The 236-nt window shown below is 50.8% G+C and carries 1 pseudogene; it reads right to left on the reverse strand.

Features of this window, described 5'->3' with window-relative positions:
- Positions 1 to 38 precede the first annotated feature (38 nt).
- Positions 39 to 236: pseudogene (locus HMPREF2872_RS05715) on the reverse strand (hypothetical protein); the annotation flags it as partial.

Here is a 236-nt window from a genome sequence, read left to right on the forward strand (position 1 = left end):
TGCGATGTGCAGCAGGTATTTGAGCGGGTGTTGCGCCCTCAGTGCTTGGACGGTTTGGCTTTGTTCTTTTCGGTCTGCTTTTGGCTGAGGGCTTTTAACTCCTTTAGGTAGGCAACCTTTGCGCGCATATAGCACAACTCTTCGATAAGCTCTGCCAGTGTTTTTTCATGGTCGGGTTTGTCGGCGATGAAGGGGTTTTTGCGGTGTTGGGCATGGTTTTGGATTGGGGATGTTCG

Origin of the sequence: Neisseria sp. HMSC069H12 (assembly GCF_001812735.1) — a bacterium.
GTDB lineage: Bacteria > Pseudomonadota > Gammaproteobacteria > Burkholderiales > Neisseriaceae > Neisseria > Neisseria subflava.